This window comes from Ekhidna sp., from assembly GCF_964218185.1.
Classification (GTDB): domain Bacteria; phylum Bacteroidota; class Bacteroidia; order Cytophagales; family Cyclobacteriaceae; genus Ekhidna.
In genome coordinates, this window is sequence record NZ_CAXPLV010000001.1 from 270,585 (window position 1) to 283,671 (window position 13,087).

At 41.8% G+C, this 13,087-nt stretch carries 13 protein-coding genes and 2 tRNA genes; 11 read left to right on the plus strand and 4 right to left on the minus strand.

Annotated elements, in window-relative coordinates; all coding sequences use genetic code 11:
- Positions 1-14: 14 nt before the first annotated feature.
- Positions 15-2,162, minus strand: coding sequence for a carboxypeptidase-like regulatory domain-containing protein (locus ACEQZT_RS01305; protein WP_370086458.1), 2,148 nt, complete (start codon positions 2,160-2,162; stop codon positions 15-17).
- Between the two features lie 124 nt (positions 2,163-2,286).
- Here ACEQZT_RS01305 and ACEQZT_RS01310 point away from each other — a divergent pair, with 124 nt between their 5' ends.
- Both ACEQZT_RS01310 and ACEQZT_RS01315 read left to right on the plus strand, forming a co-directional pair.
- The gene (locus ACEQZT_RS01310) at positions 2,287-3,576 is read left to right on the plus strand and encodes an amidohydrolase (protein WP_370086460.1); all 1,290 of its coding nucleotides are present in this window, start codon (positions 2,287-2,289) and stop codon (positions 3,574-3,576) included.
- Positions 3,577-3,715: 139 nt separating this feature from the next.
- Positions 3,716-3,871 carry a hypothetical protein gene (locus tag ACEQZT_RS01315; protein ID WP_370086462.1) on the plus strand — a complete coding sequence of 52 codons (156 nt, stop codon included), beginning with the start codon at positions 3,716-3,718 and terminating at the stop codon, positions 3,869-3,871.
- A 65-nt stretch (positions 3,872-3,936) separates the two neighbouring features.
- Here ACEQZT_RS01315 and ACEQZT_RS01320 read toward each other — a convergent pair whose 3' ends face one another.
- The gene (locus ACEQZT_RS01320; RefSeq protein ID WP_370086463.1) at positions 3,937-4,500 is read right to left on the minus strand and encodes an EF-hand domain-containing protein; all 564 of its coding nucleotides are present in this window, start codon (positions 4,498-4,500) and stop codon (positions 3,937-3,939) included.
- A gap of 185 nt (positions 4,501-4,685) precedes the next feature.
- Here ACEQZT_RS01320 and ACEQZT_RS01325 point away from each other — a divergent pair, with 185 nt between their 5' ends.
- The 8 genes from ACEQZT_RS01325 (at position 4,686) to ACEQZT_RS01360 (ending at position 11,860) form a co-directional block, all read left to right on the plus strand.
- Positions 4,686-5,450, plus strand: coding sequence for a DUF6090 family protein (locus ACEQZT_RS01325; protein ID WP_370086465.1), 765 nt, complete (start codon positions 4,686-4,688; stop codon positions 5,448-5,450).
- 88 nt (positions 5,451-5,538) lie between these two features.
- Positions 5,539-6,183: a cupin domain-containing protein gene (locus ACEQZT_RS01330; RefSeq protein WP_370086467.1), complete on the plus strand. Its 645-nt coding sequence runs from the start codon at positions 5,539-5,541 to the stop codon at positions 6,181-6,183.
- A gap of 67 nt (positions 6,184-6,250) precedes the next feature.
- Positions 6,251-6,838, plus strand: a complete 588-nt coding sequence (locus ACEQZT_RS01335) for a Crp/Fnr family transcriptional regulator (protein WP_370086469.1) — start codon at positions 6,251-6,253, stop codon at positions 6,836-6,838.
- A gap of 58 nt (positions 6,839-6,896) precedes the next feature.
- Positions 6,897-7,868, plus strand: a complete 972-nt coding sequence (locus tag ACEQZT_RS01340; protein WP_370086471.1) for a cyclase family protein — start codon at positions 6,897-6,899, stop codon at positions 7,866-7,868.
- 29 nt (positions 7,869-7,897) lie between these two features.
- A complete protein-coding gene (locus ACEQZT_RS01345; RefSeq protein WP_370086472.1) occupies positions 7,898-8,194 on the plus strand; it encodes a DUF1330 domain-containing protein in 297 nt (98 codons plus the stop codon).
- Between the two features lie 194 nt (positions 8,195-8,388).
- Positions 8,389-9,522: a serine hydrolase domain-containing protein gene (locus ACEQZT_RS01350; RefSeq protein ID WP_370086474.1), complete on the plus strand. Its 1,134-nt coding sequence runs from the start codon at positions 8,389-8,391 to the stop codon at positions 9,520-9,522.
- Between the two features lie 108 nt (positions 9,523-9,630).
- Complete coding sequence (locus ACEQZT_RS01355) at positions 9,631-10,725, plus strand: type 1 glutamine amidotransferase domain-containing protein (RefSeq protein WP_370086476.1); 1,095 nt, start codon at positions 9,631-9,633, stop codon at positions 10,723-10,725.
- 52 nt (positions 10,726-10,777) lie between these two features.
- Positions 10,778-11,860, plus strand: a complete 1,083-nt coding sequence (locus ACEQZT_RS01360; protein WP_370086478.1) for an adenylate/guanylate cyclase domain-containing protein — start codon at positions 10,778-10,780, stop codon at positions 11,858-11,860.
- A gap of 149 nt (positions 11,861-12,009) precedes the next feature.
- Here ACEQZT_RS01360 and ACEQZT_RS01365 read toward each other — a convergent pair.
- Positions 12,010-12,083 (minus strand) — tRNA-Arg (locus ACEQZT_RS01365).
- Between the two features lie 5 nt (positions 12,084-12,088).
- Positions 12,089-12,175: transfer RNA gene (locus tag ACEQZT_RS01370), tRNA-Ser, on the minus strand.
- Positions 12,176-12,345: 170 nt separating this feature from the next.
- On the opposite strand from ACEQZT_RS01370, the gene ACEQZT_RS01375 reads away from it, so the two are divergent.
- Positions 12,346-13,086, plus strand: coding sequence for a toxin-antitoxin system YwqK family antitoxin (locus tag ACEQZT_RS01375; RefSeq protein ID WP_370086480.1), 741 nt, complete (start codon positions 12,346-12,348; stop codon positions 13,084-13,086).
- The last annotated feature ends 1 nt before the right edge of the window (position 13,087 follow it).

Below are 13,087 nucleotides of genomic sequence, written 5' to 3' on the forward strand. Positions count from 1 at the left end.
ATTGTTTATTTGAATTAAAGATTTGGTAATTGATTAATGCCTTTGTTTTTGGAAAGCGTGATGAACACTCCCAGGAAAATGAATCGCCTTGCCGCAGGAGTGATGGCTCTACTAGCATAGACACCATTAACATCCGGTGCATCTGCAAATTCATACCCGTAGATATTGTTGATACCCAGTACATTATTGACCATGGCGTGCACGATCACCTGGCTGCTGTACAGGTAGCTTATGTTGAAGCTCAAGTCGTGATAAGAAGGAGTTCTTCCAGACAGGTACTGCTCTGTGTTAGGGTCATGATAAGTCCGTGGACTGGCAAAGGAATAGGTCAGTCCTACCTGACTTTTGATCTCATCGATGAACTTCTTCACGACTACCGAGAAATTGTGACTGGAAGCAAAAGAAGGTGTAAACGATCCGGGAAAATCTCTAAAAGTTCTTTCTGTGTCCAGATACGAATAGCTTACCCAATAATCCGTATTCTTAAAGGTCTTGGTGTCTCTCCAAAATAAATCCACTCCCCTGGCATGTCCATCACCATTAAAACGGTATGTGAATGGATCAAAGATCTGATTGTATCTAACCAGTTGATCATATTGCTTATTATATGCTTCAATTCTGAAACTTTGTCCCTCTCCTAACCACTGATAGTTGGCAATAAAGTGCTTCGCCTTCTCAGGAGCAGCCGCCGGCTGGCTCAAAATGATTTGATCTTGAGGTGCCTGATAAAACTCCCCATAAGCGATAGACACCTGACTCAGAGCTCCGGTTTTGTAAGCCGCAGAAAGTCGTGGCGCGAAGGTTTGTGTTTCAGTTAGGTTATTATGTTCTGCCCGAATTCCTCCCTTAAATCCGAATGAAGAAGAAGCAAACCATTCTGCTTCCAGAAATGAAGCACTAATACGCTCATTGAAATCCTGATTGAATGATCCACTTTCATCCGACAGCACCTGATCTACCTCACGTTCGATGAGTTCTGCACCACCAAGAAAAGCGATGCGATCTGAATGTTGATAATCAGCCACCACTTTTCCATGGAAACCAATCAGATTTTGATCTCGGCTATCTGAATCGAGCGAAGCATAATCATTGCTTCTGGTGTATGAAGCACCTGTTTTAAGTCCCCATTTTTTACTTAAGAGCTCACGATAGGATAAATTGAAATGAGCATAGTCATTAGCGACAGAAACCGGTTTATCAACCTCAGGGTTTGCAATGTCGGACTCAAACAAATCCATGGAAGACTTACTCAGATTTGAGTAGACCTTCAACATGCCTGTTTTGCTGGTCTTCATCCGATAGGCAAAGTTTCCATTCACCTCTTCCGGCGCTTTGTCCCAATTCAAATTTTGAGGAGCCAGCTCAAAGTATGGAGTCAGGTTGGTGTATTGCAGCTTTCCAGCGAAGGAACTGTTTTCGAAGGCACGGGTGGTAGAAACATCCGCTCCCACTGACATAATAGAGATATCCGTTCTGTTATTCTCTGCCAGATCTTTGGATTGGAGGATAAGAGCTGAGGATAACGCCTGTCCGTATTCAGCGGAGTAGCCGCCGGTAGAGAAGCTCATGCCTTTAAACATGAATGGAGAAAATCGACTTCTGCTTGGTGTATTAGGTGCCGAAGGGCTGTATTCATTGTGCACCAACATCCCATCGATAAAGGTTTTAGTCTCTCTGCCATCCCCTCCTCGCACAAACAATCTTCCTGTTTCACCTACAGTCTGAGTTCCCGGTAAAGTATTTAGTGCTCCCGGCACATCGGCGGTAGCTCCAGCAGTGGTCACAATATCCAAAGGTTTGAGTACCTCGCGTTTTCCTTCTTCCGAAGCATGAAATGCCCCTGCGGTGATCACTACTGCATTTAGCTCGCTGATCTTTTCTCGAAGGGTGACCTCAGTTGAGGATTGATCTGAGGAGAGAGGAATTGCAGCTTCGTGAAATCCTATGAATGAAGCGATAAGGATAAGGCTGTCCTTTTCATAAGTTGTAAATGAGAAGTTGCCCTCAATATCTGTCGTTGCTCCGTCATAAGTTCCTTTTAGGTAGACATTAACTCCCATCAATGGATCACCTGATTTCTCAACTACCTTTCCAGTGATGATCCTTTGCCCTACTAGTGATAAGCTTAACAGTAAAAACGAGTAGTAAATGATAGTCCGCATGTGTTTTTGACTTTTAGATTCAAATCAAAAGTCCCACAGATCACACTTCTACGCCAATCATCATTACCCAACTGTAGAAATACCCGGATGAGTTGTAACTTATGCTTTCAAAATCAGGAATATCATGAAGAAAACCCTTTTAACCTTATTCACAGCAATATTTTCAATAGGCCTATATGCCCAAAAGTTTGACAAACAAATAGAGAAACTGGTCTCACAAACTGAAGCCGATGTAATCGAGTGGCGGCACTGGTTTCATCAAAATGCCGAACTAAGCAACCGAGAGTTTAAGACAGCTGAGCGTATTACCGAAATACTTAAAGAGATCGGGTATGAGCCACAGACCGGAGTGGCTAAAACCGGCGTAGTGGCGATTCTAAAGGGAGGTAAACCAGGTCCGGTTGTTGGCTTAAGAGCAGATATTGACGGGCTTCCTGTAAAAGAGCGCGTGGAGCTACCATGGGCATCCAAACAGATGGGAGAATACAATGGAGAGCAAGTACCGGTTATGCATGCGTGTGGTCACGATACGCACATCAGTATCTTGTTAGGAGTGGCTAAAATGCTATGGGAAATCAGAGATCAGGTACCTGGAACAGTGAAGTTCATCTTCCAACCGGCTGAAGAAGGAGCTCCCAAAGGTGAAGAAGGGGGTGCAAAGCTCATGGTGAAAGAAGGTGTGCTTAAAAACCCTGATGTGGATGCCATCTTCGGACTACATATCAATGCACAAACACCCGTAGGAAAATTGAAAGTAAGACCGGAGGGTATCATGGCGGCTGTAAACTCGATGAGAATTGACATCAGAGGCAAGCAGGCACATGGCTCTGCTCCATGGGATGGAATAGACCCAGTTGTAACTGCTGCACAAATGATCAATAACTTCCAATCCATCATTAGCAGAAACATGCAGCTCACAGAGGCACCTGCTGTTTTAACGATTGGCGCAATTCATGGTGGCGTACGCTACAACATCATCCCCGAAGATCTTTACATGCTTGGCACTATCCGAACATTAGATGCCGACATGCGTACTCAAATTCTTCAACGTATTCGCGAAGTAGCTCAAAAGACCGGGGAATCAAACAATGCCGAAGTAGAGGTGTGGATTGATGAAGGCTATCCGGTGACTTACAATGAACCATCTCTCTACGAAAAAATGCTTCCTACACTGAAAAGAGCAGCTGGAGCAGAAAACGTGGAAATAATAAAGCCAATAACTGGAGCTGAGGATTTCTCATTTTTCCAGGAACAAATCCCAGGTCTTTACTTCTTCGTGGGCGGTTGTCCTCCGGAAAACAACCCTGATGAAGTGGCTGGACATCACACCCCTGATTTCTATGTGGATGATGCCGGTATGAAGCTTGGTATGAAGGCAATGATGGGGCTAACACTGGATTACATGACTAAGTAATCCTCAAATATTCATATTTAATAATTAAATAGTTAAATATCATAGTGATAATGACTATGAGTATTTATGGTACAATACCAATATTTAATATAATTATTCATACTGATCTTTGAATTATAAAATTTAAAGAGATACAGCTATGATTAACCTATTTAAAGTTTTTGCCAAGAAGGATAAAGTTGTTTTGCTGAAAGATAAGTCCGGTGAGTGGATGGTGAAGAAAAACTTAAGAATCTTATATATCGGATCAAAAGAAAAGTGTCAGACCTATATGAACCAGCTAAGGATGGCTTGAGCAAGCTATGGATTTACTATAGGACAGGTGTATGAAACCTCGCTTCGTGCGAGGTTTTTGTGTTTCTAGTCTTTATCGCCCCAGAAACCAAACAGCCAGTTTCCTGGAGATTTTTCATCATTTGACATGAAAAACTCATCCACAGCGCTCATCAACTCCTCTTTAGTAATGAAGTCATCTCCATCTCTATCTAGCTTTACAAAAGCTTTCGCAGAGTGTTTAATTGGGATGTGATAGCACATAAACATATCCGAGTATTCATTTACAGAAATCACTCCATCCTTATTAAGATCAAACGAATCAAAAATGGAGCTGATCATATGTTTCACCCAGCTACGATACATATTTTCATTTCCCGGCTTCAGCAAAGCTTTGAAAAACTTCAAAAATTGAGCTTCGTTAGCTTCCCCTCCTTGTCGTTCAAAGTACTTCTGAAACATCTTCCAACTTTGCACACTTCGATCAATGATGCGGTCATACTCCTTTGTACCGGGCTTAAACATCCATAGAATACACAGCGACTCTCCTATCTCTCTGAAATCATTCTCCTCCAGAACTCCATTTCTATCCTGGTCCAAAACAACCCTGAAGTAATGCGATATTTTTTCTTTCTGTAGCTCGGATAACATAAGCAGCGGTTTTCAATTATCAAAAGATAACGTTTTAATCTTAATACACAAGCTTACAAAAAAGTGACCACACATTAAAAGTGAGCCAACCAATAATGTTATTTGAACAAGAGAGAGGAGTTCTATATTCCTGATAGATGAATAAGTTGAGAAAGTGTTAATTTGGGACTACCAGTTTATTCACAATGAAAGTATTCAAGAATCTCCGCAAAAAACTAATTGAAGACAAAAAAATCCGTAGCTACATTCCATATGCTATCGGGGAAATCATCCTGGTTGTTATTGGGATACTTATAGCATTAGCAATTAATAACGCCAACTTGAGAAGTATAAAATCTCAAAAAGAAAGGGTATATCTGGAAGGGCTTCACAAGGAATTTTCCACGAGTAAATCAAAGCTATCTGAACTTATCCAAGTAAACAAAAACAACTATGAAGGTGCGAAAAAAATCGTAAAGTATATGGATCAAAGCTCTTTAACGGTTTCAGAAAAGGAACTTTCTCATCACCTTTTTACCTCTCTCGCTTTTGATATCTCATTCAATCCGAACAACTCCCTTCTACTAGAAATGATGAGCTCTGCCAGTTTGAAAGACCTTTCAAATAGTGAGCTTAGAGTGCGACTTACAAACTGGCTTTCTACTCTGGAAGATATAACCAATCAGGAAGCAGATTTGAGAGTTCAGCGAGAAAAAATACTAGACATATTTCGGAATCAATATAGCATTAGAACAGTTTTTGATCAGGCTGGAGTCTCCGAAAACGAAATCGGAATTGGGTTGAAAAAAAACTTCAAGAGCAACCTGGCTCTACTCAATTCATTGGAATTTGAAAACAACCTACTCCTCTTTATCTTAACGAGTATTGCAACAGAAAAGTCTCACTATCAACCGTTGATGATTGAGCTTGAAATTATTTTGAGTCTGCTTGAGCGAGAAATCGGAAGCTAACTATGGTTTGATTGTAACTAATTGATAACTAGAATAATATCCCAAATTCTAATTATCTTACTACTGCTATCATCAAACCAATCTTGCCATGAAACAAATCAATTTTATTGCGATCCTATGCGCATGCATAGTCGCATCCTGTACTCAAAGCAATGAAGGCGTCCACTCCCACGGAGGTGAATCTCATTCGCATGATCAAACTAAAGAGACTTTTTCCATTGAAAAACTGGTAGCAGAAGTCAAGACCGTACCCGATTCCATTATGGAATATTTACATGCTCAGCATCATTCACATAAAGTACTGGAGCGCAGAACTGTACCTCCCGGTTATGAGTCCAAAGAACTCAAAAACTGGGCTGAGTATGTTGCCAAAGTTGAAGATCTTCCCGCCATCAATCCCGGACCAGGTGAATATGTACATGTGATGGAGGGCTACAAGCATGGATACAAAAACCTTGTTATCGGGATCACCGAAACATTCCCCGGAGGTGCCCCACCCATGCATACCCACAAAGGCGAAGAGGCTCATGTCTTACTGGAAGGTACTATCCTATATGCACTCGGTGATACGCTGTTTACTATTGAGGCTCCATACATTGTAAACATTCCACCGATGGTTCCTCATGCGTTTAAAAACATTGGGGAAAAGACTGCCAACCTGGTGGTTATCTTCCCTACTAATGTTTGGGAGTACGACGTGCTTGATTACTTCCCCTTTAAGGATGAGGAATAATTAACTTAGGCGATAATTATGGATGGTGATCGAACTGATCATCACCCATAATTTACTAAGCTGTAACATGTACGAAATTCTCATTAAAAACATTAGAGAACTTGTTCCACTCGCCGACTCTGAAGTTGAGTTGATTTGTGATGCATTTAAATCCAGGCTTTTAAAGAAGAAAGAGCATTTACTTCAAAAAGGCGATCCTTCCAATCACATGCGTTTCGTTTCTGATGGGTGCATGAAGGTCTATTCTATTGATGATGATGGGCAGGAACACATTCTTCAGTTTGGTATTTCAGGATGGTGGATCAATGATCTTTATGCCTTTCTCACAAAAAAACCTGCTACCCTTTTCATTCAGTCCATTGCAGAAAGTACCATGCTCCAAATACATAGGGATCGGCTAAACCAACTATACGACGAGGTACCCATGATGGATCGTTTCTTTCGGATTAAAACTCAAAACGGCTATGTCGCCTTGCAGGAACGAACCATCCACTCTATGAGTCAATCCGCAGAACAACGATATACGCAATTTATTAATCGCTATCGACACATGGAGCAACAAATTCCCCAATATATGATAGCGTCATACCTGGGTGTAACGCCGGAACACCTAAGTGCCATCCGTAAAAAGATGAGCGCCCAAAGTCTTTCTTAAGATACCTTAATGCTTTCGCATTTGCTGGCTTGAAACTTTGTATCAAAAAGTAAAAGCTATGAAAGCAAACATTTTTACACTGATGCTTCTACTAGCTCTTGCTGTCCAGGCACAGCAGAAAGAAGAAGTAGGAACAAGCCCCTGGGGGCCTGATGATGAAATCGGTACGCTGAACATGATGACAGAAATGTCTCAGTTAGAGGTGCTATCCAAGATCTCAGCGGGAAAGCCTTACGATTTGAGTGTTGACTATTTTGTAGGCATGCCCAGCTTCCATGCGCTGGGCGACCCAGGTTATCAATATTGGTTGACTCACACGCCACATGGGACAATAGTTGACAATCCAAATGGACTTGGAGAAGTGATGAACCGCAAAGTGAGCTATACAGGAGATGCCATTTCTATGTACACCCATATGGGTACTCATATCGATGCACTCAATCACTTTGGATTAAATGGAAAAATTTGGAATGGATTTACTCCGGAAAAACATCTTGGTGATAAAGGCTGGAAAAAAACCGGGGCAGAAACCATCCCTCCTATTATTGCACGTGGAGTAATGATAGACGTGAAAGCCTCCAAAGGAACACTTCAAAAGAACTATCGGATTACCGCCAAAGATCTTCAGGATGCACTTAAAAAACAGCGAGTTGGGCTGGAACCAGGTGATGTTGTTGTTATCCGCACAGGTCAGGCCGAGTTTTATGAGGATGCCAATCACTACCTCGACAACTATCCGGGTATCAGCCTTGATGCAGTGAAGTGGCTCATCGAAGACCAGAAAATCATGCTCCTAGGTGCAGACAACCTCAGCTTTGAAGCCTTTCCACCGGAACGAACCGATAACTGGGTTCCGGTACATACCTACCTGCTCGCAGAAAAAGGAGTCATGTTCATTGAGCAAATGTATCTGGAGGAGTTAGCCAGAGATGAGATATATGAGTTTGCTTTCATCGCAGCTTCACTGAAGCTGAAGGGAGCAAGTGGCTCTCCTATGCGACCCATTGCCTTACCAATTACATCAAAATAATAATTGAAAACATTAAAACATTAAACAATATGTCAGCATACATTTTATTTGACAATCTCACCGTTTCCAATCCTCAGGATCTGGAGACTTACAAAGGGAAAGTAGGAATGGTAGTGGAGAAGTACGAGGGAGAGTACTTGGTATTGGGAGGCAAGACTAGAGTGGTGGAAGGGTCGGTAAGTCCCACCTACCTGGTCATGATCCAGTTTCCAAATTTTGAAATGGCCGAAAAGTGGTATGATTCAGAAGAGTATAAAGACCTGAAGACCCTTAGACTGTCGGCCACCACATCTACGGGAGTGATAATGGAAGGATTGCCTGCCTGATGATCGCATGAAAGAAGAAATAGCAAATGCTAGATAAGCATTTGCTATTCACATTTGAAGAGTTCAATCCTAAAATGGCACAAATAATAAACTCAAGTCCTCATCCACTTTTCTAACCATCCATCCACTTCTTACTTGTAGGAATTCGAGAAGTAGGTGATCTTTTGACTAGAAATCACTTACTCAAAACTAAAATGAAAAAGCACTATTTACTCTCGCTCTTCGCATCAACTTGCATTCTATTCCTAATATTCGGGCAATCTGACAAAGAAATTCAAGCTGCTCTAGATAGTATTCAAAAATCAGCTGGTTTTCCCGGGGTTGTATTTACATACATAGACACGGATGGAAATGTTAGAGCATTTGCCAGTGGCATGGCTGACGAGGAAAATAACATTGCCATGAGCACCGATCATAAACTACACGGTGGCAGCACCGGAAAAACGGTTGTCTCGGCGGTCATCATGCAACTCGTGAGTGAAGGAAGTATTGCTCTTGACGATAAGGTTTCTAGATATCTTGGTGACAATATTTGGTATTCCAGACTTGCTAACGCAGCAGAAATCACGGTTAGAAATCTCCTTCAACACACATCGGGTATCATTCGCTATGAATTCAAAGAAGCCTTTCTTAACGATCTGGCTGTTGACCCTTCAAAGATCTGGAAACCGGAGGAGCTACTGTCTTATGTACTGGATGATGAACCTCCTTTCGCAGTAGGAGAAGGATTTACCTATTCCGATACTAACTATATTCTCCTTGGAATGATCATTGAAAAGGTCACAGGTAATACCTTTTATCAAGAAGCAGAAAATCGGGTATTGAAGCCACTCAACATCACCACCTTCTCTCCAACAAATAATTCTACAATCCCCAATATGGCACAAGGGTACTATACAGAAGGCTCTGATTATGCACTTGGATTCAGAGCTCCTTTTTTGGTAGATGGTAAGGCTCAAAACAACATGCAGTTTGAGTGGACCGGTGGTGGATACGCATACAGAAATTCAGACTATGCACGTCTGCTCAAGAGCCTATATGAGGGAGAGGTCTTCGACATGGATGAGCTTGGAGATGAATTCTTTAGCTATGCAAATGCCCCGGAAATCAATGGCCAGTATGGGCTTGGGGTTATAAAGTATGTATTCCCAGGATTAGGAACATTCATCGGACACTCAGGCTTCTTTCCGGGATACAATACTGCGGGATTCTATCATCCGGATTCAGGTCAGGTTTTTACTATGCAAATCAACTCCACCAATGAAGCTCAACTTCAACGTTTTTTTGGCAGCTATCTTGGTTTGGTTCGGATGATTATGACAGACTAAATAACAATCTTGAATACGCCTATCTATAGTCAAAAATGAATTTCCTGACTTGTAACTTTTAGTAAGCTCTGTTTCTCATCAGACATAATCAATTACTAAAACGTATCAATGTCAAAAACAATAAAGATCATCAAATGGTCTGCTATTACCATTCTTACCCTTCTTTTATCATTAGTAGCCTTTGGCTATTGGTTCATGGGGCTAATAGCAGCCGACCAACCAATAAATGCAGATGTTACCCAAACCATCCCCTCCAATCTGCCCTATTTGAATAAGGACTCAGTTGAATACCGAGGAAAAATCCTTGCAATAGTGACTAGCACTGCAGAAATGGGTACCAGTGGTAAATCCACAGGTTATGAACTCACCGAACTCTCGAGAGCCTATTATGTTTTTATGGCCAATGGTTTTGAGGTGGATATTGCGAGTCCAATCGGGGGCCAACCGCCAGTGGTCATAGATGATGACGATGTAGCCGAATATGATTATGCTTTCATGAACGATCTCGATGCTCAGCACAAAGTCAAACACACATTGGCTTTAGCTGATATAAACCCATCGGATTATGAAGGTATCTATTTTGTGGGTGGAAAAGGAGCCATGTATGATTTCCCCAACAACACCTCAATCCAAAAGCTTGTTCGTGAACTCTATGAAAGTGATAAAGTTGTGGGTGCTGTTTGTCATGGGCCGGCGGCCCTGGTCAATGTTACGCTTAGCGATGGTCGTGCTCTCTTGACTGAAAAGACCGTCAGTAGCTTTACTAATAAAGAAGAGCTTTTCCTCATTCCCGATGCGCCGGAAATATTTCCATTCCTATTACAGGATAAACTAATTGAATCGGGTGCTACCTTTAAAGAAGGTGCGATGTATCTTGAAAATGTGGTGGTAGATGGGCGTATTGTGACTGGTCAAAATCCTTGGTCTACTTGGGCCCTGGCTGAATCCATGATCGAGGTAATGGGCTATAAGCCTAAACAAAGACCAATCACTGCCGAGGAAAATGCTGTGGCAGTTCTAAACGCATATTCCAGATCAGGCTATGACCAGGCGAAACAACTTCTAGGCCAAAAATTGAATGAAAAAACCCCTATTCACAGAGAGCTTCTTGCTGTGCACAGCATAATCTCTACCATGCAATGGGAGCTGGGAACAACTGTAGATATTCTTCGCTTGCTGGCTTATGCGAAATCGATGGAGTAGGAAACCCTCTTAAATATTTTAAATTTGGCCGTACATCACATCGAATACCCTTTTGCTCAGCCCAAAACAAAAACGTAACATCAGCCGGATCATACCATTTGGGATTATCTGGTTAGTGACGGGGTGGGTTTTTCTTATTGCTGAAACAGTAGCGACAGGCAATCAAAACCTAAACCCTGAAACGGCTATTACCCTGACTCTTCCGGTTTTCATTTTTGCAAGCCTTGCAGTTACAATTGTAGGGCTGCTGGTAGGGACCGTTGAGCTAGTGATACTTGAAAGAAGGTTTCGAAACTTCAGCTTTGCTCGCAAGGTTGGATATAAATTTTTGATCTACCTGACACTGATGATCGCTCTCCAAGCGATTTTCTTTCCAATAGCTTCGGCTATTGAACATAGTACATCGCTTTTGAATCCACAGGTTTGGAACAAGACTGGACAATATTTTCAGAGCATCGTGTTTATCAACACCATGATCCAGCTATCATTTCACCTGATCTTGAGCTTGCTATATGCCGCCATAAGTGAGAATCTGGGGCATCAGGTGATGATCAATTTTTTCACAGGGAGGTATCACAAGCCCAGAGTAGAAAAGCGCATTTTCATGTTTTTAGATATGAAAAATTCTACCACCATTGCGGAAAAACTAGGTCACATCAAATACTTCGATTTCCTGCAACAATATTATGATTCCATGACAGATCCTATCATCAATCATCTGGGGGAAGTGTATCAGTACATAGGAGATGAAGTGGTTGTTTCGTGGAAAGAGGATTTGGGTCTTAATAAAAACAACTGCATCAATTGTTTAAAAGGTGTCAAGGAAAGCATGAAGACCCTCCTTAGTGAGTTTGAAAAGCAACATGGCATTGAGACGGGATTTAAGGCTGGCATGCATTTGGGAGAGGTGACAACCGGCGAGATTGGAGCTTTGAAAAAGGAAATTGTGTTTAGTGGAGATGTGTTGAACACTACTGCCCGTATTCAGGCACTTTGCAATACTCACGATGAAATACTTATCATTTCGGAGGAATTAAAAAATCAACTTCCGGAAAAGCTTGAAACTCGAAATCTTGGTGAGATGACCTTGAAAGGTAAACAAGTGCCTATGGAGGTTTTCGGTGTTAAAATTTAGGTATCCCAATTCTTTGTTATAAAACAAAAAACCCTGACATTTCTATCAGGGTTTTTAAGTGATTCGCCCAGGACTTCCCGCATCAAGTGCGGGACAGGCTTCTCGCCCACTTTATTGCATAAAAAAACCCCGCAATTGCGGGGTTTATGTGATTCGCCCAGGACTCGAACCTGGAACCTACTGCTTAGAAGGCAGTTGCTCTATCCAGTTGAGCTAGCGAACCATCAGCGGAGAGAGGGGGATTCGAACCCCCGGTACGATTTCTCGCACGCATGTTTAGCAAACATGTGGTTTCAGCCACTCACCCACCTCTCCGTGGTATTAGCTAATGCTCATTTTTGACACTCATCTGCATCAAAACTTTTCTAGAATGCAGCCCGTAAACGAGGTACATCCTTCAAAAGGAGTGCAAATATAAAAGTTACCGTCAAAAATCCATTTCGTTCATTCAATTCTTTAGTAATTTCTCAGAATAAATATTTCACATGAACAAAACCCAAATTTTAATAGCGCTTGTAATCCTCAGCCTCTTCGGTATGAGCTCTGTCTATATCGATCTTTCTGAATTGGTTGGAAGTAACAATGAAGAAGCGGTGGTCCCTGAAAAGAAAGTAAAACATGGAGAAGTTAGGCAATACACCAAGGATCAGCGATTGAAAACTGTTGTCAATTACAATCAGGGAATCAAGCACGGCACTTCCTACTTGTATCATGATGATGGTGAGACAGTTCTCCTTGCCATGCCCTATGTCAATGGAAAGCGTGAGGGAGTTTCTGAAAAGTTTTATGAAAATGGAAACCTGTATGCATCTACTTCATACATGAATGACAAACTCCATGGCCCCCGCAAACTATTCTATTCCAACAGTCAGTCGAAGGCTGTCATCAACTATGGGTATGGGCATGTAGGTATCGGTACAGTCGAATACCTAATTAATGGCGAAGAGAAAGAAGCCATAACGATTACCACCCAAAAGGAAGGGAGTAAAATTTGGCTTGACACCTCCAGTCCATGCAAAGACACGCAATTTTACATAGGCTCTCTAATTGAAGATACGTTTCTCAATCCAGTAGACAAGAACATCAAATCATTAATGAGAGAGGGTGATCGATACTATGTAGATACAGAAGTTCATACTCCTAGCTACCTAAAATATCAGGATATTATTTGCTCTTGTGAGAGCTCTCAGGGTAATCCCATCATTTTAAAATCTCGTCTTTTCTAAA